This is a genomic window from Salinarchaeum chitinilyticum, assembly GCF_055390775.1.
The window spans coordinates 2,845,895-2,864,564 of the sequence record NZ_AP043888.1 but is presented as its reverse complement, the minus strand read 5'-3'; the positions used below and the strand labels follow the sequence as shown (position 1 = coordinate 2,864,564).

Annotated in this window: 24 protein-coding genes and 1 tRNA gene; 9 read left to right on the top strand and 16 right to left on the bottom strand. The window is 67.1% G+C overall.

The window, feature by feature from the left end:
• Positions 1-115: 115 nt before the first annotated feature.
• Complete coding sequence (locus ACZ5KP_RS13865) at positions 116-412, top strand: transcriptional regulator (protein ID WP_460918440.1); 297 nt, start codon at positions 116-118, stop codon at positions 410-412.
• Positions 413-453: 41 nt separating this feature from the next.
• Here the strand turns inward: ACZ5KP_RS13865 and ACZ5KP_RS13860 are convergent, their stop codons facing one another.
• From ACZ5KP_RS13860 to ACZ5KP_RS13840, 5 genes are all read right to left on the bottom strand, one after another.
• Positions 454-1,317 carry an aminotransferase class IV gene (locus ACZ5KP_RS13860; protein ID WP_460918438.1) on the bottom strand — a complete coding sequence of 288 codons (864 nt, stop codon included), beginning with the start codon at positions 1,315-1,317 and terminating at the stop codon, positions 454-456.
• Between the two features lie 2 nt (positions 1,318-1,319).
• Complete coding sequence (locus ACZ5KP_RS13855) at positions 1,320-1,961, bottom strand: anthranilate synthase component II (RefSeq protein ID WP_460921060.1); 642 nt, start codon at positions 1,959-1,961, stop codon at positions 1,320-1,322.
• A 74-nt stretch (positions 1,962-2,035) separates the two neighbouring features.
• Positions 2,036-3,691 carry an anthranilate synthase component I family protein gene (locus ACZ5KP_RS13850; RefSeq protein ID WP_460918437.1) on the bottom strand — a complete coding sequence of 552 codons (1,656 nt, stop codon included), beginning with the start codon at positions 3,689-3,691 and terminating at the stop codon, positions 2,036-2,038.
• A gap of 106 nt (positions 3,692-3,797) precedes the next feature.
• Positions 3,798-4,403, bottom strand: coding sequence for a helix-hairpin-helix domain-containing protein (locus ACZ5KP_RS13845; RefSeq protein ID WP_460918436.1), 606 nt, complete (start codon positions 4,401-4,403; stop codon positions 3,798-3,800).
• A gap of 84 nt (positions 4,404-4,487) precedes the next feature.
• Positions 4,488-5,285: a shikimate dehydrogenase gene (locus ACZ5KP_RS13840; RefSeq protein WP_460918435.1), complete on the bottom strand. Its 798-nt coding sequence runs from the start codon at positions 5,283-5,285 to the stop codon at positions 4,488-4,490.
• Positions 5,286-5,436: 151 nt separating this feature from the next.
• On the opposite strand from ACZ5KP_RS13840, the gene ACZ5KP_RS13835 reads away from it, so the two are divergent.
• Together ACZ5KP_RS13835 and ACZ5KP_RS13830 are read left to right on the top strand one after the other, a co-directional pair.
• Positions 5,437-5,940 (top strand): metallophosphoesterase, encoded by a 504-nt coding sequence (locus ACZ5KP_RS13835; RefSeq protein WP_460918433.1) that lies wholly within the window; start codon positions 5,437-5,439, stop codon positions 5,938-5,940.
• Positions 5,941-6,025: 85 nt separating this feature from the next.
• On the top strand, positions 6,026-6,538 hold the full coding sequence (locus tag ACZ5KP_RS13830; RefSeq protein ID WP_460918432.1) for a GNAT family N-acetyltransferase: 513 nt from the start codon (positions 6,026-6,028) through the stop codon (positions 6,536-6,538).
• Positions 6,539-6,571: 33 nt separating this feature from the next.
• On the opposite strand, the gene ACZ5KP_RS13825 is transcribed toward ACZ5KP_RS13830, so the two are convergent.
• Both ACZ5KP_RS13825 and ACZ5KP_RS13820 read right to left on the bottom strand, forming a co-directional pair.
• Positions 6,572-7,306 carry a fumarylacetoacetate hydrolase family protein gene (locus ACZ5KP_RS13825; protein ID WP_460918430.1) on the bottom strand — a complete coding sequence of 245 codons (735 nt, stop codon included), beginning with the start codon at positions 7,304-7,306 and terminating at the stop codon, positions 6,572-6,574.
• An 86-nt stretch (positions 7,307-7,392) separates the two neighbouring features.
• Complete coding sequence (locus ACZ5KP_RS13820; RefSeq protein ID WP_460918429.1) at positions 7,393-8,043, bottom strand: hypothetical protein; 651 nt, start codon at positions 8,041-8,043, stop codon at positions 7,393-7,395.
• 639 nt (positions 8,044-8,682) lie between these two features.
• Between ACZ5KP_RS13820 and ACZ5KP_RS13815 the strand changes: the two genes are divergently transcribed.
• Positions 8,683-8,757 (top strand) — tRNA-Glu (locus ACZ5KP_RS13815).
• 1,069 nt (positions 8,758-9,826) lie between these two features.
• On the opposite strand, the gene ACZ5KP_RS13810 is transcribed toward ACZ5KP_RS13815, so the two are convergent.
• The 3 genes from ACZ5KP_RS13810 to ACZ5KP_RS13800 all read right to left on the bottom strand — a co-directional run bounded on the left by ACZ5KP_RS13810 (position 9,827) and on the right by ACZ5KP_RS13800 (position 11,615).
• Entirely contained in the window at positions 9,827-10,411 is a 585-nt protein-coding gene (locus ACZ5KP_RS13810; protein ID WP_460918427.1) for a VIT1/CCC1 transporter family protein, read from the bottom strand.
• 3 nt (positions 10,412-10,414) lie between these two features.
• Positions 10,415-10,705 carry a DUF211 domain-containing protein gene (locus ACZ5KP_RS13805; protein ID WP_460918425.1) on the bottom strand — a complete coding sequence of 97 codons (291 nt, stop codon included), beginning with the start codon at positions 10,703-10,705 and terminating at the stop codon, positions 10,415-10,417.
• A 79-nt stretch (positions 10,706-10,784) separates the two neighbouring features.
• Positions 10,785-11,615 carry a PIG-L deacetylase family protein gene (locus tag ACZ5KP_RS13800; RefSeq protein WP_460918424.1) on the bottom strand — a complete coding sequence of 277 codons (831 nt, stop codon included), beginning with the start codon at positions 11,613-11,615 and terminating at the stop codon, positions 10,785-10,787.
• Positions 11,616-11,789: 174 nt separating this feature from the next.
• On the opposite strand from ACZ5KP_RS13800, the gene ACZ5KP_RS13795 reads away from it, so the two are divergent.
• From ACZ5KP_RS13795 to ACZ5KP_RS13785, 3 genes are all read left to right on the top strand, one after another.
• On the top strand, positions 11,790-13,097 hold the full coding sequence (locus ACZ5KP_RS13795; protein WP_460918422.1) for a glucose-6-phosphate isomerase: 1,308 nt from the start codon (positions 11,790-11,792) through the stop codon (positions 13,095-13,097).
• A gap of 104 nt (positions 13,098-13,201) precedes the next feature.
• Entirely contained in the window at positions 13,202-13,957 is a 756-nt protein-coding gene (locus ACZ5KP_RS13790; protein WP_460918421.1) for a CPBP family intramembrane glutamic endopeptidase, read from the top strand.
• 111 nt (positions 13,958-14,068) lie between these two features.
• On the top strand, positions 14,069-14,242 hold the full coding sequence (locus ACZ5KP_RS13785) for a ribbon-helix-helix domain-containing protein (RefSeq protein WP_460918420.1): 174 nt from the start codon (positions 14,069-14,071) through the stop codon (positions 14,240-14,242).
• 66 nt (positions 14,243-14,308) lie between these two features.
• On the opposite strand, the gene ACZ5KP_RS13780 is transcribed toward ACZ5KP_RS13785, so the two are convergent.
• The 6 genes from ACZ5KP_RS13780 to ACZ5KP_RS13755 all read right to left on the bottom strand — a co-directional run bounded on the left by ACZ5KP_RS13780 (position 14,309) and on the right by ACZ5KP_RS13755 (position 17,261).
• Positions 14,309-14,773 (bottom strand): NOB1 family endonuclease, encoded by a 465-nt coding sequence (locus ACZ5KP_RS13780; protein ID WP_460918418.1) that lies wholly within the window; start codon positions 14,771-14,773, stop codon positions 14,309-14,311.
• 13 nt (positions 14,774-14,786) lie between these two features.
• The gene (locus ACZ5KP_RS13775; RefSeq protein ID WP_248516215.1) at positions 14,787-15,026 is read right to left on the bottom strand and encodes a PRC-barrel domain-containing protein; all 240 of its coding nucleotides are present in this window, start codon (positions 15,024-15,026) and stop codon (positions 14,787-14,789) included.
• A 96-nt stretch (positions 15,027-15,122) separates the two neighbouring features.
• On the bottom strand, positions 15,123-16,013 hold the full coding sequence (locus ACZ5KP_RS13770) for a mechanosensitive ion channel family protein (protein ID WP_460918417.1): 891 nt from the start codon (positions 16,011-16,013) through the stop codon (positions 15,123-15,125).
• Positions 16,010-16,258 (bottom strand): YhbY family RNA-binding protein, encoded by a 249-nt coding sequence (locus ACZ5KP_RS13765; protein ID WP_460918415.1) that lies wholly within the window; start codon positions 16,256-16,258, stop codon positions 16,010-16,012. Before ACZ5KP_RS13765 ends, ACZ5KP_RS13770 begins: the two co-directional genes overlap by 4 nt.
• 137 nt (positions 16,259-16,395) lie before the next feature.
• Entirely contained in the window at positions 16,396-16,680 is a 285-nt protein-coding gene (locus tag ACZ5KP_RS13760) for a ribonuclease P protein component 4 (protein WP_460918414.1), read from the bottom strand.
• Positions 16,681-16,820: 140 nt separating this feature from the next.
• Positions 16,821-17,261: a hypothetical protein gene (locus ACZ5KP_RS13755; RefSeq protein ID WP_460918413.1), complete on the bottom strand. Its 441-nt coding sequence runs from the start codon at positions 17,259-17,261 to the stop codon at positions 16,821-16,823.
• 113 nt (positions 17,262-17,374) lie between these two features.
• Here ACZ5KP_RS13755 and ACZ5KP_RS13750 point away from each other — a divergent pair, with 113 nt between their 5' ends.
• Together ACZ5KP_RS13750 and ACZ5KP_RS13745 are read left to right on the top strand one after the other, a co-directional pair.
• Positions 17,375-18,160, top strand: a complete 786-nt coding sequence (locus ACZ5KP_RS13750) for a YkgJ family cysteine cluster protein (protein WP_460918411.1) — start codon at positions 17,375-17,377, stop codon at positions 18,158-18,160.
• 69 nt (positions 18,161-18,229) lie between these two features.
• Positions 18,230-18,640, top strand: coding sequence for a TRAM domain-containing protein (locus ACZ5KP_RS13745; RefSeq protein WP_460918410.1), 411 nt, complete (start codon positions 18,230-18,232; stop codon positions 18,638-18,640).
• Positions 18,641-18,670: the final 30 nt, after the last annotated feature.

Here is an 18,670-nt window from a genome sequence, read left to right as displayed (position 1 = left end):
CGTTGGTATCGACGGGTAGCACCGCGCCCGTCTGTACCGACGCTACCACCGAAGCCACCCCGCAGATTCTGGCAGCGTCACAACGCCTAACCGAGCGCGCGGTCCAGTCCAAGCCATGACCGACGCCGAGCAGACGACTCGCGAGCGGATCGCCGAGCGCCTTCGCGAGGGGCCCGCCTCCGCGAGCGACCTCGCCGAGGGCTTCACGATCCCCACCGACGTCGCGATCGACCACGTTCGCCACGTCGCCGCGACGCTCGATGGAACGGACGAGCAGGTCGTCGTCGCGCCGCCGGAGTGCCGGGACTGCGGCTTCGACGGGTTCGACGATCCGGCGAACCGGCCCTCCCGGTGTCCCGAATGCAAGAGCGAGTCGCTGGACGAACCGACGTTCGCGATCGAAGCAGTGTAGCGAAGGAGTCGGCTGCGATCGGCGCGGCGAACGGCTCCGTCTCAGTAGTGCAGTTCCTCGACCCGCTCGTCGAAGAGTCGTGCCAGCAGTTCCGTTACGGCGCCACCACCGACCGAAATCCCGTCGACCTGGTCGACCGGCCGGATCTCCCACGTCGTGTTCGTCACGAACGCCTCCCTGGCCTCACGAACGTCGGAGGGCTCGTACGTCCCGGTCCGAACGGGAACCCCGGCGTCTTCCGCGAGATCGATCACGATCCGTCGCGTGATTCCGGGGAGGAGATCGCGCGTCGCACTCGGCGTGTGCAACGCGTCGTCGTGCACGAAGAAGACGTTGCTCGCAGCCCCTTCGACGACGGCCCCGTCGGTATCGCGCACCAGCGCCTCGTCGGCGTCCTCGATCAGCTCCGCGCGGGCGAGGATCCCGTTCAGGTAGTTGTGGGTCTTCGCGTCCGCCGGAATCGCGGCGTCGGGCACCCGCCGAGTCTTGACGGTCTGCAGGGTTGCCGGATCCGTCCAGACCGATTCGCCGTCGACGCCGCCCCGCGGGAGCGGCTTCACGTACACGACGACGGTGGGATCGACCTCGGGCTGGGGTGTCAGTTTCCCGGGCTGGACGCCGCGGGTGATCGAGCACTTCACGTAGGCGTCCGCGAGATCGTTCGCCTCCAGCGTCTCGTCGATTCGCTCGCGGAGGTCCTCCCGTTCGAGACCGTGGTCGATCGAGAGCGCCTCGCAGGTACGGTCGAGCCGGTCGGCGTGGGCGTCCCACTCGAAGATTTCGCCGCCGTACGCTCGCAGCGTCTCGAAGGCGCCGTCGCCGTACTGGAAGCCGCGGTCTGCGACGCTGACGGTCGCCGACTCGGCCGGAACGAGCTCGCCGTTCACGTGGTATTTCGTGCTCATGATCACCGATCTGTCGCTGTATCAGACTCCGCTGTCTTCGCCTCCGCCGCGAGCCTGCAGAACTGCGCGACGAGCCGCTTTCCCACCCCCAGCGACGATCCCTCCGCGGCGTCGACCTCGCCGGTGAGGATGCTCTCGGGGTGGAACTGCACGCCGAAGTGGGGCCGTTCGCGGTGTCGGACGCCCATCAGCACCGAGCGCTCGTCGTCCGTCGTCCAGGCCGTCTCGACGAGATCGCCGGGGAGCTCGGAGCGATCGACCGCCAGCGAGTGATAGCGCCCGACGCGGAGGCGATCCGGGAGCGCCTGATACAGTCCCCGCCCGTCGTGTTCGATCACCGACGGTTTGCCGTGGACGACGTCCGGCGCGAGTTCGACCCTGGCTCCGTTGGCCGCACAGAGCGCCTGGTGGCCGAGGCAGACGCCGAGCGCTGGGAGGTCGGCTTCGTCGAACAGCCCCATCGAGACGCCAGCGGCCTCGGGGTGGCCAGGCCCCGGCGAGACGATCACGCCGTCGGGCGCCAGCTCGTGAATCCCGGCGACGTCGATCGCGTCGTTCCGACGGACCACGACCTCGCCGGCCAGTTCGCCGACGTACTGGACGAGGTTGTACGCGAAGGAGTCGTAGTTGTCCACGACGAGCACGCGGACGTCCGGAACGTCGGCGGGATCGGGCTCGCTGACGCGCTGTGGCGCCCGCCCGTTGCCGGAGCCAGCGCTCACGCGATCTCACCCCCGTCGTCGGCCGTCCCGCCGTCGACGTCGAGGGACGCTCGCTCACCGAGCGCGCGATCGACGGCGTTCACGAGCGCTCTGCCCTTGTCCAGGGTCTCCTCGTACTCGCGTTCGGGAACCGAGTCGTGGACGATCCCCGCGCCGACCCGGAGGTCGTAGCGGTCCTCGTAGCGGACGAGCGTCCGAATGACGATGTTGAGCGTCGCCGCGCCGTCGAAGCCGAAAATCCCGATCGAGCCGGTGTAGGGGCCGCGGCGGGTGCCCTCCAGCTCGTCGATGATCTCCATCGTCCGGGGTTTGGGCGCGCCGGTGATCGTGCCGCCCGGAAAGACGGCGGCGATCGCGTCCGCGAGCGACGCGTCCGCGCGCAGCCGGCCCTCGACGAGCGAGACGAGGTGCATCACCTCGGAGTAGCGATCGACGCGGCGGTACTCGGTGACGTCGACGCTCCCGTACTCGGCGACCTTCCCCAGGTCGTTGCGCTCGAGGTCGACGAGCATCGCGTGCTCGGCGCGCTCCTTCTCGTCGCCGGTGAGTTCGGCCTCGAGGTCCGCATCGGCGGCTGGATCCTCGCTCCGCGGTCGCGTGCCGGCGATCGGTTCGGTACGGATGCGATCGCCGGCTCGCTCCAGGAGGAGTTCCGGGCTGGCACTCACGAGATCGGCGGCGGGGAGTTCGAGGAGCGCGGAGTACGGTGCGGGGTTCACCGAGCGCAGCGCGTCGTAGGCCGCGACCGGATGGACCGCCGCCGGCGCCGAGAGGCGCTGGGAGACGTTCGCCTGGAACGTGTCCCCCGCCCGGACGTACTCCTTGACCGCCCGGACTCGGTCGGCGTAGGCCTCGCGCGTGCAGTCGCTCGCGAACGTCGCGCTTTCAGTCGATGAACGGTCTGCCGTCGCCCCGTCCCGAGCGTCGCCGAGCGCGTCGATCGACAGCTCTCCGTGCTCGATTCGATCAGCGAGATCGAGAGCGCGATCGCGGCCGCGGTCGAAGGCCGCCGTCCCGCCGGATCCCTCCCCGACACGTGGACAGGCGGTGATGGTGAGCGTCGTCGGCTGCTCGCCCGTCGGACACTCCCAGGCAGCGAGGCGATCGAACAGCGCGACCTGAAGTCGCGGGAGGCCGCGGTCGTCGACGGCGTCGCCAGGCAGCGATTCGAGTTCGCGCGCCACGTCGTAGGAGAGCCAGCCGATCGCACCGCAGGGGTACGGAACGTCGCACTCGCCCCGGACCAGCTCCTCCGCCGCGAGCCGGCCCTCCAGGGCGTCGAGCGTCGGGGAGTCGCTGTCGCTGGGTGCCCGGCCGTGGGTCGAATCGGCAGCGGAATCGCCGCCCGGTCGCCACGAGACAGCGTTGGGGCCGACGGTCAGGCGCTCGATCGGATCGACGCCGAAGTAACCCCAGCCGGTCTGGCCGCCGGTGGTCTCGAGAAATGCACCAGTCCGATCGCGCGGTTCGGCGGCCAGCTGCTCGTTGTCGCCGCGCTGGCGTTCGAGACCGCCCTCGCGGGCCCGCCGGTACGCGTCGAAGGGGTCGTCGACGGAAAGCTCAACCGCGACGGGGACTCTCGCGCCGGGCGGTGCGTGGGCGGCCGTCGCCAGAAAGGCGTCCCGATCGGTGACGACGGTCGCCCCGCTCATGTCGGAGGGAAGCGCGGCTGCCCGTATTGTCCTTGCGGTCGCTGGGGATGCAGTGACACGGCGTCTGGTGGAACGCTTCGGAGTTACAGGAATCGCGCGACGAAGCTCAGTACTCGGCGGCCTGGTCGATCCAGCCCTGGATCCGACCCTCGGCGATGTCGGTGGCCTCGGCGAGCTCGGCGGCGTCAGCCGCAGCGAGATCCGCGACCGAGTCGACCCCGGCGTCACCGAGTCGCTCGGCGTAGGCAGGCCCGATGCCGTTGAGAGCGTCGACCGGGTCGTCGCTGCCCGACTCGACGCCGTGCGCATCGCCATCCGCCTCGTCAGCTCCGTCGTCATCCGAACCGTCCTCGACGACGCCCTCCGGTGCTTCGGCGTCCTGAATCTCGACTTCGTCGGGGACGTCCTCGGTGTCCAGGTCCTCGTCCGGTTCGAGGTCGGGGTCGGTCGACGCGGCGTCGTTCGCGGACCCATCGTCCGCGTCGGCTGCCTCCGCAGCACCGGCGCTCGCCTCTGCATCGGTTCCTTCGTCTGCGTCGGCTGTTTCGCCGTCTTCGACGGCGCCGTCGTTCGTCGAGTCCTCGACGTCGGCGCCCTTCACGGCAGCTTCGTTTTCCGGGTCGTGCTCGACGGTGACGGTGACGTCGCGATCCTGCTCGGCCCCGGCGTCGCCGAGTCCGAGGAAAGACTTCAGTTTGCGGAGTATGGGCATATACGCAATAGGTTTCCCACAGGTGTTAATGCCACCGAAACGCCAACCGAGCGGACGAATCGAGCGTCACCCACACCGCCACCGTTACTCTAGCCGGGAGCGCAACGCGGCGTTCATCGCGTCGACCGGCGCGTCCTCGCCGGTCCAGCGCTCGAAGGCAGCGACGCCCTGAAAGAGCAGCATCCAGCCGCCGTCGATCGTACGGGCGCCGACGGCGTCGGCGTCGCCGAGCAGGGTCGTTTCGAGCGGGCTGTAGACGGCGTCGAAGACGACGAGGTCGCCGTGGAGCGCGTCCGCGGGGACGGGCGAGGCGTCTTCTTCCATCCCGACGCTCGTGGCGTTCGCGAGCACGTCGGCGTCGGCGAGGAGTTTCGGAACGTCGTCGAGTTCGTGACCGTCGGCACCGGGAACGTCCGCCGCGAGATCGTGGGCCTTCAACGCGGTTCGGTTCGCGACGTGGACGGTGGCGCCGGCGTCCGCGAGGGCGAACGCGATAGCACGGCCCGCGCCCCCGGCGCCGATCTGGACCGCGGTCGCGCCCTCTAGATCGACGTCGTGATGAGCGAAACTCCGCCGGACGCCAGCGACGTCGGTGTTGTGTCCCGTCGGGCGCTCGCCGGCGAAGTCCACCGTGTTGACCGCGCCCACGCGCTCGGCGGTGGCGTCCGGTTCGACGTGGTCGAGCACGGCCCGCTTGAACGGGATCGTGACGTTCAGCCCCGCGAGGTCGAGCGCCGCTGCGGCGTCGATCGCTTCGCCGGCGTCCTCGGGTTCGAAGGTGACGTAACGCGCGTCGATGCCGAGTGCGTCGTAGCCCGCCTCGTGCATCGGCGGCGACAGCGAGTGGCCGACCGGGTTCCCGATCAGTCCGTAGACGTCCATGCTCGTCCGATCGCGGCCCCGGGGTTTGTCGTTTTCTCCTCGGCGGGTCGGTGCTGGGCAGCCACTCGGCGCAACATTGACACTGGCCACCTTCCACACGGCCGGGTCCCCAGCACCGCCGTTTTTGCCGGCCGAGACCCAACGAGGAGCTATGCTGATCGGCGTCATCTCCGACACCCACGACAACGTCGAGGAAGTCCAGCGCGCCGTCGAGCTGTTCACTGACCGCGGAATCGATACGGTGATCCACTGCGGCGACGTGATCGCCCCGCCGGTCGTTCCCTTCTTCGACGGGCTGGACGTCCACGCGGTGCTCGGCAACAACGACGGCGAACTCGATGGACTCGAGTCGGCGTTCCGCGATCTCAGTCCGGCCTCGAAACTCCACGGCCGGTTCGCCGCACTGACCCTCGATGGGCTCGACGTCGCAGCCCTCCACGGCGAGGACCTCGAAGAAGTCGAACGCCTCGCAGCAACCGGCGAGTACGACCTAGTCTGTCACGGCCACCACCACGAGGCGGTCGAGCGGTCGGTCGGCGAGGCGACCGTGCTCAACCCCGGCGCGCTGTTCCAGGCGGTCCCCGACGAGGAGCACAGCGTCGCGATCGTGGACACTGACGACGGCGCGATCGAGTTCGTGAACGTGGCGGACTGACCGAACGCTCCAGGACACCGCTCGCTTCCACAATGAAGTGTTGAAAACCGGAACGCATACTGCCCGGTGGCGAGCAGCGAGACGTATGCCCGGGGCGACCTTCCTCACGAGCGAGCGGCTCTCATTGCGGACGGTCGAAGAGGCCGATCACGAATTCGTCCGACGGCAGGCAAACGATCATCGAATCCGTAACTGGATTGGTGGGAACGAACCGAATAGCCCGGAGGACGTCGCCGGATGGATAGACGCTGAAAATGCCGTTCACTTCCTGCCCTGTCTCGACGACGAGCCGATCGGGCACGCGTGGCTCTTCCGGATCGACCGGGCAGCGGGTCGTGCCGAAATCGGCTACTGGATCCGTCCGGAACACCAGGGCGAGGGGTACGGGACGGAAGCGGCCGAGCGCGTCGTGGAGTACGCGTTCGAAGACCTCGGCTGCAACCGCGTGGTCGCACGAGTCTACGAGGGCAACGAAGCATCTACCAGGATTCTCGAGGGGATCGGCTTCCAGCACGAAGGCACGCTTCGCGAACACGGCTACGCCGGCGACGAGCACCTCGACTGTGACGTGTACGGCCTCCTCGCCGAGGAGCGGTGACGCGTCAAGCCCGACGCCGAGACGCCAGCCTGGCTACGACGAAATCGCGACGCCGTGTTCGAGCCGTCCGACGCCCTCGACCTCGACTTCGATCTCGTCGCCGTCGGCGAGCGGGCCGACGCCCTCCGGCGTCCCCGTCAGAATCACGTCGTCGGGTTCGAGCGTCAGGTACTCGGTGATCTCGGCGATCAGCTCCGGGATCGGGAAGACGAGCTGGTCGAGCGTCGCGTCCTGACGAAGTTCGCCGTTCTGCCAGAGTCGAATCCGTGCGTCGTCGGGCAGTTCCTCCGGCGTGGCAAGGACCGGGCCAAGCGGCGCGGCGCCGTCGAAGGCCTTCCCGCGGACCCAGTTTTGCTCCCGGTCCTGATCGTCGCGGTTCGAGAGGTCGACGCCGCAGGTGTAGCCCGCGATCACGTCCTCGGCGTCGGCCTCGCTGACGTTCCGGCACTGCTCGCCGATGACGACGCCGAGCTCCGCCTCGTACTCCAGCGTCTCCTTGCCAGCCGGAAGCTCGACGAGGTCGCCGTGGCTCGCGACCGCGTTCGGCGGTTTGAGGAAGAGCAGCGGGCGATCGGGCACGTCCTCGTCGCGTTCGTCGGCGTGGGCGACGTAGTTCCGGCCGATGCAGACGATCTTCTCGGGCTCGCATGGCGCGAGCACGTCGACCTCACTCAGATCGTACTCGCTGCCGGCGAACGCGACGCCGTCGCCTGTCCAGGTTCCCGCTCGAACTGCCCCCGCAGGATCGCGAAATCGGACGCGGTGCATGTCCGTAATGAAAATTGGGGAACTGGAATGTGTTTTGATCCCGAACACCGACGAGCACTGGATCGCCGAGAGCGGATCAATATCGATCAGGCGTCTGGGCCCATATCCGTATCTGCCGTCGGGACCGTTGCCGAGGCCATGCCGTACCTGGACCCTGTCGAAATGGAGATGTCCGGCTCCCCGGGGATCATAATGATGTCCGACTCGACGGTCGTGCGGACAACGTCTGGATCCCACTTAGACTCGAACGCGTCGACGGTCGATCCTCCCAAGAGGGCGCGAACGGTCGTCTGGTCGCCGTGGACTTCGTGTCCCACGCACTCGATCTGCGTGGGTCCCTCGGCCCCCGCCTGGCCCAAGTGGATCCACAACGAGTGATTGGATCCGAACCCGTCGAGGGGTTCGGCTAGCCAGTTCGCGGGACTCGACGGCGCCACGACGTCTTCGATTTCGTTCTCGAGTAGAGCTCGCTCGATGGTCGCGTTCTCCTCGCCCGTTACCTGCGTGGCGTATCTCGCATCGGCCTGTATCATCTCCCCGTCCCGAACGGCGACCACAGGTACGTCCGGTATCTGATAACAGTCGAACCCCTGGTGCTCGAACCGCGTCGGTGACGCATCGGTCGCCGGATCGTACGCGCTCGGATCAACGTTCCCAACGACGTATCCAGACGTCGACTTGACGTAGCGATCGTCGGACCACGTGGCATCCGCCTTGCTGAATACCGCAACGTCCACCTCGTCGATCGCAGCGACGCCGCCCTCGGGGACGGATCCGGCGAGTGCATCGGGTTGGAAATATCTGTCGGCGACGTGGGACTCGGACTCTCGTAGCCCTTCGACATCGCGCAACGTCGTTCGCAGGTTCCAATTCTCGGACGGTTCACTCGTGCTCTCGACGGATTGGTAGAGTTCAGGGTGGCCGATGAATGCGTCCCGTACCGTTTCGCCGCCGTCGCCACTCGATGACAGTACGCCCGCACAGCCAGCGAGAGCGATGGACAGGGTGGTGCCCGTCGCCTGGAGCAATGATCGTCTCGTGCCCATAATATTCATACAATAATTAGTCACAAAATAGTTGCGTTCCGAGACGGTCCTGTTTCAGCACGATCCTCACACGATGGCACCGACGCATATCGACTGCAGCCCCAAAGTGGGACGGTCGGAAATCTGATCTCGCTGCGAAGCTACCTATTCAGTCATACGATATCGAGAGTATCCACACCTGTCGTCGCGATGGTGAGCGATGTCAAGCAAAAACACCAATGTGCTTGCTTGAGACGGAAACAGTTCGAGTAGTCCCGTGGTGCAGTCGCCCCGCCCTGCCAGTGTCAATCGAAGGCATTTATTGTATCCGCTGCATCGGTCCGATTGCACGCACCGTTGGTGTAGTCCGGCCAATCATTTTGGCCTTTCGAGCCGAAGACCTGGGTTCAAATCCCAGACGGTGCATCCTGCTGCGAACAATTCGTGAGCAGCAGGTGCTCCTCAGAGGGGATTTGAATCCTGGAAGTCGCAGCCCCGGAAGCGCAGCGACCGTAGGGAGCGAGCACCCCGGAACGTCTTCCTCCGGTTCAAATCCCAGACGGTGCATCCTGCTGCGAACAATTCGTGAGCAGCAGGTGCTCCTCAGAGGGGATTTGAATCCTGGAAGTCGCAGCCCCGGGAGCGCAGCGACCGTAGGGAGCGAGCACCCCGGAACGTCTTCCTCCGGTTCAAATCCCAGACGGTGCATCCTGCTGCGAACAATTCGTGAGCAGCAGGTGCTCCTCAGAGGGGATTTGAATCCTGGAAGTCGCAGCCCCGGGAGCGCAGCGACCGTAGGGAGCGAGCACCCCGGAACGTCTTCCTCCGGTTCAAATCCCAGACGGTGCATCCTGCTGCGAACAATTCGTGAGCAGCAGGTGCTCCTCAGAGGGGATTTGAATCCTGGAAGTCGCAGCCCCGGGAGCGCAGCGACCGTAGGGAGCGAGCACCCCGGAACGTCTTCCTCCGGTTCAAATCCCAGACGGTGCATCCTGCTGCGAACAATTCGTGAGCAGCAGGTGCTCCTCAGAGGGGATTTGAATCCTGGAAGTCGCAGCCCCGGGAGCGCAGCGACCGTAGGGAGCGAGCACCCCGGAACGTCTTCCTCCGGTTCAAATCCCAGACGGTGCATCCTGCTGCGAACAATTCGTGAGCAGCAGGTGCTCCTCAGAGGGGATTTGAATCCTGGAAGTCGCAGCCCCGGGAGCGCAGCGACCGTAGGGAGCGAGCACCCCGGAACGTCTTCCTCCGGTTCAAATCCCAGACGGTGCATTCCGCTGCGAACAATTCGTGAGCAGCAGGTGCTCCTCAGAGGGGATTTGAATCCTGGAAGTCGCAGCCCCGGGAGCGCAGCGACCGTAGGGAGCGAGCACCCCGGAACGTCTTCCTCCGGTTCAAATCCCAGACGGTGCATTCCGCTGCGAGCAATCCGTGAGCGGCTGTACCACAGAAGTTCTCGATAGCTGGCTACGCGAGAAACGCATCGATACGACTACTATCCCGGCAGGAGCACGTTGATCGCCGCGACGACGAGCCCGGCGAGTCCCATCCGGACCGCCGAGACGTACCAGCGTTGCCCGGAGATCGACCCCATGTAGGCGCCGAACACGCTGAGGATGCCGACGGCGAGTGCGACGCTTACCGCACCCGCCTCCGTCATGGTCAGCAGGCTCCCCTCGAAGAGGAACGGCGACAGTGGGACGAGGATCCCGATCGTGGGGCCGAGCCCGCTGGCGACGGCGTGCACTACCCGGGCGCCCCGCTGGGAGCGCTCGATCCTGGTGTCGTCGAGGTCCGTCAGCATGGACTGTTCGAGTCTGAGGATCTCCGCCTTGGTCTCGGCGCGCTCGATCTCCCAGACGCTCCAGAGAGCGGACGTTCCGAGGCCGACGGCGGCGCCGAGCCCCACGGTAATCACCGTCGACCCGTCGGAGACGCCCGAGAGGACGGCCCCCATGACCACGCCGACGCAGGTCAGCGTGCCGTCGAACCCGTTCGAGACGAAGTACCGGCGGGCGATCGATCGGACGTCCTCGTCGCGGAGGAGATCGGCCAGTATCTGCCGGCGGCTCGGCGACACGGATTACCGGTCCTGGGGCGTCCGCCGGCGTTCGACCACGTGCTCGCCGCTGGCCACCTGATCCACGGAGTGGACGGTGCCGCCGAGGTCCTCGATCGCCGACTCGATGGCCTGGAGATCGAGGTTCTCGCCCTCGACGGTCAGCGAGACGTTCTGGACGTCCTCGTCGAGCTCGACGAGCGTCCCCGTCGCGCCGGTCACCGAGGCTGCGTCCGCGACGCTGTCCGTGAACCGAAGCAACGGTGGGTCGTGGGGTTTCAGGACGTCCAGCACGATCCGGCGAGTGTCTGCCATCGTTCGAACGTCGGCGCCGAGCGTCTTAATGCCGGGGTACTGGCGACCGTCGCCGTCAGAACGCAGTAGGGGACGCCGCTCAGAAGAAAAAGAGCCGCTCGCGGCGCTCCTCGGTCAGCGGCGCGCCGTACTCGGAGATCTCCACGGCCTCGGCGTGATCGACGGCGTCGCCCTCGGCCGCGCCGTACCGCTCGCGGAGCTCGTCGCGGAACCGGTCGGCGACGTTCATCTCGGTGTTGGCGGTGAGATGCGCTAGCCCGTCGTTGGCCAGCCACTCGCGGCGGTCGTCCGCCTCGTCCGGGACCGAATCGAGCTCGCCGAAGGTGTAGGGAAGCCACTCGTACATCTGGGACTCGTGGCAGTGCAGCGCATCGATCTTCGCCTCGACGACGTCGCTCACGTCGAGCACGACGTCCGGCTCGAACGGAGCGGGCTTCTGGAAGTGGTCGGCGACGTAGCCGAAGACGGGATTTTCAGCCAACGCGTCGGTGTCCGGACAGACGTTGGGGACGATCAGCGAGTACGCCGCGTCCTGGAGGAGCTGTGCGGTGTAACGGTGGTCGGGGTGGTAGTCGTTGGGGCGCGGGCCGAGGACGAGATCCGGATCGACCTCGCGCACGTAGCGGATGAGCTTCCGGCGGTTGTCGAGGCTCGGCTCGAGTTCGCCGTCGGGCAGGTCGAAGACGTCGTACTCGATGCCGAGGTGTTTCGCGACCGCCTGCGTCTCGCGACGCCGTCTGTCGGCGAGCTTCGTGCGGCCCATCTCCTGGTGGCCCGCGCTGCCGTCGGTGACGGAGAGGAAGGTCACGTCGCGACCGTCCCCGACGTACTTCGCCGCGATACCACCGGCCTTGATCGAGCAATCGTCGGGGTGTGCGCCCACGACGAGGAGGGAGGAGTCGTCGCTCATAGCAGCGACTGGCGCGCCGGTGGTGAAACGGTTTGGGTCGGCGGCAACCCCCGCCGGCCACGTGAATTGCTGCTTCACTGGCGAGTAACGATCTCGCCCTTCCTCTCTCGCTCTCTTTCTTCGGGATCCGGTTCACTCCGAACGCTTTTGCGGCCGCCGGTGGCATCGATTCGTATGCACGTGGACATCGCCGGTGCGCTCGCCGACCAGGCGTCGCCCGGCGTCGCCCGATCCTCGCTGGACCGTCTCGACGACCGCGTCGCCGACGCCCACGAGCGAATCGAGGCGGGCCGCGCAGCCGAGGATTTCGGCTACGCCGCGTTGAACCTCCCGGAAACGACCGACATCGCCGCGATCCACTCCGCCGCCGACCGGATCGTTGACGCGACCGACCGGCCGATCGAGACCGTGCTCGTCGCCGGGATCGGCGGTTCGGCGCTCGGGGCGGCGACGCTCGCGAGCGCGGTCGAGACCGACGCGACGGTCCGGACCCTGGACAACGTCGACCCGGCCGCGACGCGGGAACTGCTCGACAGCGTCGACCTCGAACGCGCGGCGCTCGTCGGGGTCTCCCGTTCGGGAACCACCGTCGAGACGCTCGCGAACGTCCAGGTCGTTCGCGGAGCCTTCGAGGACGCCGGCGTCGACTGGACCGAACGGACGCTCGTGGTGACGGGCGAGTCGGGACCGCTCAGGCGACTCGCGGAGGAGGCGGATCTCCCCGCACTCGCCGTTCCGGACGGCGTTCCCGGCCGCTTCAGCGCACTCTCGCCGGTCGCGCTCGCGCCGGTCGCGCTCGCCGGCGGCGACGTCGAGGCGATCCTGGCGGGCGGTGCGGCCGGTGCGGATTCTCTCGCCGGGAGCCTGTTCGAGTGTCCGGCGTACGCGTACGGCGCCGTCTCTGCCGGGCTCGCCCAGCGTGGCGCAGCGGTATCGGCGATGGTGCCCTACTCCGAGGCGCTCGATCCCTTCGGCGAGTGGTTCGCACAGCTCTGGGCGGAGAGCCTCGGCAAGGACGGCGTCGGGCAGGTTCCCCAGCGCGCGCTCGGCGCGACCGACCAGCACTCCCAGCTCCAGTGTTACCGCGACGGCCCGCGATCGACGATGGTGACGACGGTTCGCCCCCAGCGCCGTCCCGAGCTGTCGGTGCCTGACCCCAGCGACGACGAACTCGCGCACCTCCGTGGTACGGAGCTCGGGGAACTGCTGGATCTCGAGTGTGCCGCGACGACCGCGAGCCTGACCGCCGCGGACCGACCCGTCGTCCGGGTCGAGATCGACCGGATCGACGCCAGGGGGATCGGCGAGCTCTGTTACGGCTTCGAGGCCGCGTGCGTGCTGGCCGGCGAGCTGTTCGGCGTGAACGCGTTCGACCAGCCCGCGGTGGAGTGGGGCAAGGACGCGACACGGGCGCTGTTGCGGGGCGAGGAGACCCCAGAGACCCGGGCGATCGACGAACGAGAATCGCTCTGGATCGAGTGAAGCACGCCCCGCGATCGCGACGGCACAACGTCTCGTGCGCGATCCCGTGGCCGCCGAGCGTGCCAGTGCGGTGTGCCTATGTGGCCACGACCGATAGCGTTCGTATGGCAGAGGAGGTCGGAACCGGCGACGTCGATCACGAGGGGGACGGCCGGCTGCAGGAGACGCTCTACGCGATTCTTCTCGGACTCGCTGGCTTCCTCGCGATCCAGATCGGTGCCCTCGCGGTCGTGCTCGCGGTCTCGCCGATCGTCGGGAGTATGAGCGATCTCGGGATCAACGTGGTCGCGGGAGTGGGCACCGGCGTCGGCGCAGTGGCGTTCGCGTGGCTCTATCTCGAGAACTCCCGGCACGATCGATCTTTCCTCGACCTGGAGGCGCCGTCGCTCCGGGACCTCGGCTACGTCGTCGGTGGAATCCTCCTGCTGACTGCCGTCTGGCTCGGCGTCTCTATTCTCGCGTCGGCGCTCGGCGTGACCTTCTCCGAGCACTCGCTCGCGGAGCAGGCGCGCGAGGGGAACGCGGAGCTGCTCCTGTTGATGATCCCGATCTCGATACTGTTCATCGGGCCCGGAGAGGAACTCGTCTTCCGGAACGTCGTCCAGAAGCGCCTCGCGGAGACGTACGCTGACTGGAGCGCGATCGGGATCACCAGCCTGGTCTTCGGTGTGATCCACTTGCCGGCGTACGCGACGGAGCCGCTTCCACAGGTCGTTCCGTCGCTGGCGATCGTGTTCGCCCTCTCGGTCCTGCTAGGGTGGCTCTACGTGCGCACCGAGAAACTGATCGTCCCCGCGATCGCGCACGGGTGTTACAACGCAATGCAGTTCGGCCTCCTCTACGTCGAGATCGCGCTCTGAGCAAATCTGCGGCGAGGCCGCGGTCGTCGCGGACGTCGACCGCGCACGCCCTCGGTCGGACGGTCGTCTGACAGGGATTTATTGGGTCACCAGTGATACTTCGTGTCACCGATGCCCAGGCGGTACTCCGTCGTCTGCGACGACGACCTCGGCGACCGCGTCGAGGCGCTGGCTCGCGAGTACGGCCTGACCGAGCAAGAGGTGCTCCGTCAGCTCGTTCGCCGCGGGCTCGAGTCGACCGACGCCGGCGGAAACGACGAGCACTCGGAAGTCCTCGGACACTGAGTACGGACGGGAACTGCTCCGGCTCCGTCACGTAGCGTCGCCGATGCCGATCGGATCGGTGGCGACCTACGCGTTCGAGGGGTTCTTTCGCGAGAGGCCGCTGCCACAGATCGGACAGCGATCCCTGTCGTCGTCGAACTCGCGACCACAGCCCTGGCACTGGAAGCGCCACTCGCGCTGTTCGTCGATGCCGTCGTGTGCGATGACCTCGACGGCGACGCCGAGTCGATCGGCGACGTTCTGCATCGCGTAGTCGTCGGTCACGAGCGTGCCGTCGAGTTCGAACGTCGCGGCGACGAGACGGACGTCGGTCCGCGACAGCTCCTCGAAGTCGCCGAGGTCGCGGGCGGCCCGTTCGACCTTCTCGACGGTCTCCTGGCTGGGGATGTGAACGTGCATCCCGGAGCCCTCGAGCGCGTCGAACCGGTACGCGCTCTCGGATTCGAGTTCCTCTCGGACCAGCGGGATCGTCGCGATCTGCTCGTCGGTGTGGTACTCGCGGATGAACGCCGAAGAATCGAGAACGTACATTCCAAAGAGCGCGTCAGCGTTCGACGACGATGTAGTCCCGCACGGACTGCACGCGACTGACGGGGACGAGATAGTGGCCGTCCTCGTCGAAGCTGAACTCGAAGTCGGGTCCCTCCTCCAGCGGGACGACGACGAGGTTCCGGAGCTGTCCGGACTCGAGGTCGACCGTAATGTTGTAGAGCGAGCCGATCTCCGCTCCGTCGGTCCCCATCACTGCCTTCTCAGAGAGGCTCTCTGCGAGCACGTCTGGCATACACTGTCGTTTCCCCCAGGGGACCGTGAATCTTACTCCCGCGATCCGGGCGTGAAAACGCTGCCGAGTGCGGCCGCGATCGGAGCGAGCGGCGATCTAGTCGGCGGATCCACCGACTTCGACGACGTCGACGCCGCCGGTGAGCGTCCGGTGCGGGTAGGGGATGTCGATCCCCTCCTCGTCGAAGCGCTCCTTCACCGACTGGACGTACTCGCCGCGGATCCCCACGAAGTCCGATCGCGACGGGTTCTCGATCCAGATCCGTGACTGCAGCCCGACGTAGGAGTCACCGAGCTCCGTCAGACGCACGGAGGGTGCGGGATCGTCCAGGATCCCATCGTGTGCCTCGGCCTCCTCGACGACGATCTCCGTCGCCGCGTCGATGTCGTCGTCGTAGCCGATCCCGAAGGTAAACTTCAGTCGGAGCTGGTCCTTCGCGACGGGGTTCTTGAGCACGCCGTTGGTCAGCTCCGAGTTCGCGACGGTCAGCAGCTCGTTGTCGAACGTCCGGACGCGAGTCACCCGGAGGCTAATGTCCTCGACGACGCCGGAGTGGTCGTCCCACTCGATCCAGTCGCCGATCCGGAACGGCTTCTCGCTGAAGATGAAGATACCCGAGACGAAGTTCTTGATGACGTCCTGGAGTGCGAACCCGATCGCGAGCGTCGCCGCGGCGGCGATCACCGCGAGCGAGGAGAGGAAGTTTCCGTAGCCCGCGGCGCCGAAGGCGATCGCGATGGCGGCGAAGAGCAGGACGAACCAGGCGACCTTCAACAGCGGCTTCCGTGCGTGTTCGTCGAGCCCACGACGCCCGAGAATGCGGCGAACGATCGGGAGGACGACGGCCCGCCCGAGGATATAGAGCACGACGAACGCGCCGACGAAGATGAGGATGCCCGAGATCGTCTCGATCGTCCCGATCGCGAGATCGGTGTTGTCCTCGATGAAGTTCCCGATCGGTCCGAGACCGCTCTGGAGGGGCATCATCGGTGGAACACCGCCGTATTGCCGCGCGTTTCCACGACGTCGGCGTTCGTCGCCTCGGCGAGTTCCTCGGCCAGCTCCTCGACGGTCGTCCCACCGCGGGCCGCCCGGAGGAACTTCGCCTTGACGAGCTTCCGGTCGGCGAGCTGGTCGGAACACTCGTCGACGACCGGTTCGATGCCACCCTTCCCGACCCAGACCGTCACGTCGAGGTCGTGTGCTTCGGCCCGAAGATCAGGATTCGACATACCAGTACGACGAACCTGGACGGTTTTACTGTTGTGGGTCCGGCAGCGTGGTCCGTCGTTCGAGAGTGAGAGGGAGCGCCGCAACGGCATCACCGGAAACCGACGCGACCGCTGGCGAAAAGCGTGGCTCGTCACCGTCAGTCGCGGTAGGGGTATCGTGCGATCTCGCCGCAGTCACAGGTCACGACGACGTGGCCGTCCTGCAGCCGCACGCGTGCGTTCCTGCCGGGGAGCAGATAGGCGTCACACCGATCGCACGTTCTGCGCCGGAACCGCTCGGGAAGCCCGATTCGCTGGCGCTGTGCGATCGCGCGGGCCGTACGCACGTACTCCCTCGCTCGCTCCACCTGGGAGTCTGCCGTCGCCGCCTCGGCCTCCGCAGCCAGCCGTTCGATCCGCTCGACCGCGATCGTCCGGCTCATGTCCGAAACGGGGGGAGTGGGGGGATGTCGGGGGGAAACAGGTCAGTCCAAGCGTCGTCCTGTGTCGCCCCATCGACGACTACGGGGCCATGCCCACTAAAATATTTCTCTCCATTCGTCGCGAAACAAGGGGCCATTCCCTAGTCCTCGAGCGCGTCGGCGATCCGCTGGAGCTGCCGGGTGGCGTCGCGGACCTCGTCGCGAAGCTGGCGAACCTCGCGAACGAGCTCCTCGTTGCCGACGGACTCCTCACCGGCACCGCCCGGACCACCAGGACCGCCGCCCATCCCGCCGGGGCCGCCACCCATTCCGCCGGGACCGCCACCGCCGCCCATCATGCCGCCCATCATCTGCGCGAAGGGGTTGCCGCCACCGCCGCCCATCCCGCCGGGACCGCCACCGCCGCCCATCATCTCTTCCATGCGCTCCTGGCGCTCCTCGTCGCCCTCCTCGGCGCGCTGCTCGCGGATCTCCTCGACGCGCTCGCGGAAGGACTTTTCCTCGCCATCGGCACCGGACTGTTCCTCGGTACCCTCGCTGTCGACGCGCTCCTCGTCGTGCTCCTCGGAGTCGTCTGCCATGGCTGGCGGTTCCTCGCGCGCAGGAAAAAGGGTTTCCGTCCCACCACGGTCCGTCCCATCCGGCCCGCCGCGTCCACCACGCCCCTTTTGCCGGCGCCGGGCCTGCTCACCGTATGGAGTCCCTCGAAGCCGAACTCGAGCGCGCCCGGGCGCTCGACGTCGAGCCCCTCGCCGACGCGATCGAGTCGATCGGCTTCGAGTGTACACGCTGTGGCGGCTGCTGCAAGGGCGAGACCGACGAGTCCCACACGGCGACCGTCTTTCCCGACGAGGTGCGGGAGCTTCAGGCCGCGGCCGCGGAGTCCGATCCCGGCACTGGCGCCGAGGACGACGTCGGTGAGAGCCCCGATAGCGCCGACGGCGGGTCGGTCGAGTACGACTGGCGCGACGTCGCCCGGCCGATGCCCTACGGGCTCTCGGAGGGCGCCGACGGGCTGGAGGGCGAGACGTTCGAGTGGGCGCTCCAGACGAACGACTGTGGCGACTGTCGGTTCTACGAAGAAGATGGAGATTCTGGACAGAGCGACCGTGACGACGCCGACCAGTCGGGCACCACCGACAACCTCGGCGACGGCTACTGCACCGTCCACGAGAGCAGACCGCTGATCTGTCAGACCTACCCGTTCAGCCTCGCGCTCGGCGGCACCAGCCAGCCGATGGGCGAAGCGGTGGACGCCGAAGGGATGGTGCGAGCCCACGAGTGCGAGGGGCTCGGTCGGGCGATCGATCGGGAGGACGCCGAGGCGCTCGCCGAGACGCTCCGGGAGCGTGCGATCCGGGAACTCGAAGAGGCGATCGCCGTCCGGGACGAGTACGAGCCAGTCGCGACCGAACCCGGTGGGGTCGTCGTCCACGATTCGGAGGGGCCGAAGCGACCGGACGGCGCCAGCTACGAGTGACGGCGTCCGGACCCTCGACGGCGACAGGATTTTAATCGATGCCTCCAACGGCGTGAATGGAGATCTACTGTGCAAATCTCTGAAAAGCTATTGTGTCTGTTCAGTGCGGAGGTCGAATCGGATGGCGACCGGTACGTCGTCGAAGTGCCCAAGCGCGAGCTCGAGACCGGCTCGATCGACGACGGCGAGACGTACCGCGTCGCGCTCATCGCCGGTGACGACGAGGAGCCAGCGACGAGCGGCCGGGAGCCGAGTGCCTCGGCCGCCGACGTCGCGTCGGACCAGCCCCAGCCACCGGTCGAGGTCGGGGAGACCCGGTACGTCGAGATCGAGGACATCGGCAAGCAGGGCGACGGCATCGCTCGCGTCGAGCGTGGCTACGTGATCATCGTTCCCGGCGCAGAAGTCGGCGAGCGCGTGAAGGTCGAGGTCAGTGAGGTCAAGTCGAACTTCGCCGTCGGCGAGATCATCGAGGCGTAGCGTCCCGTCTCACCGGTTCGCCACCTCGTC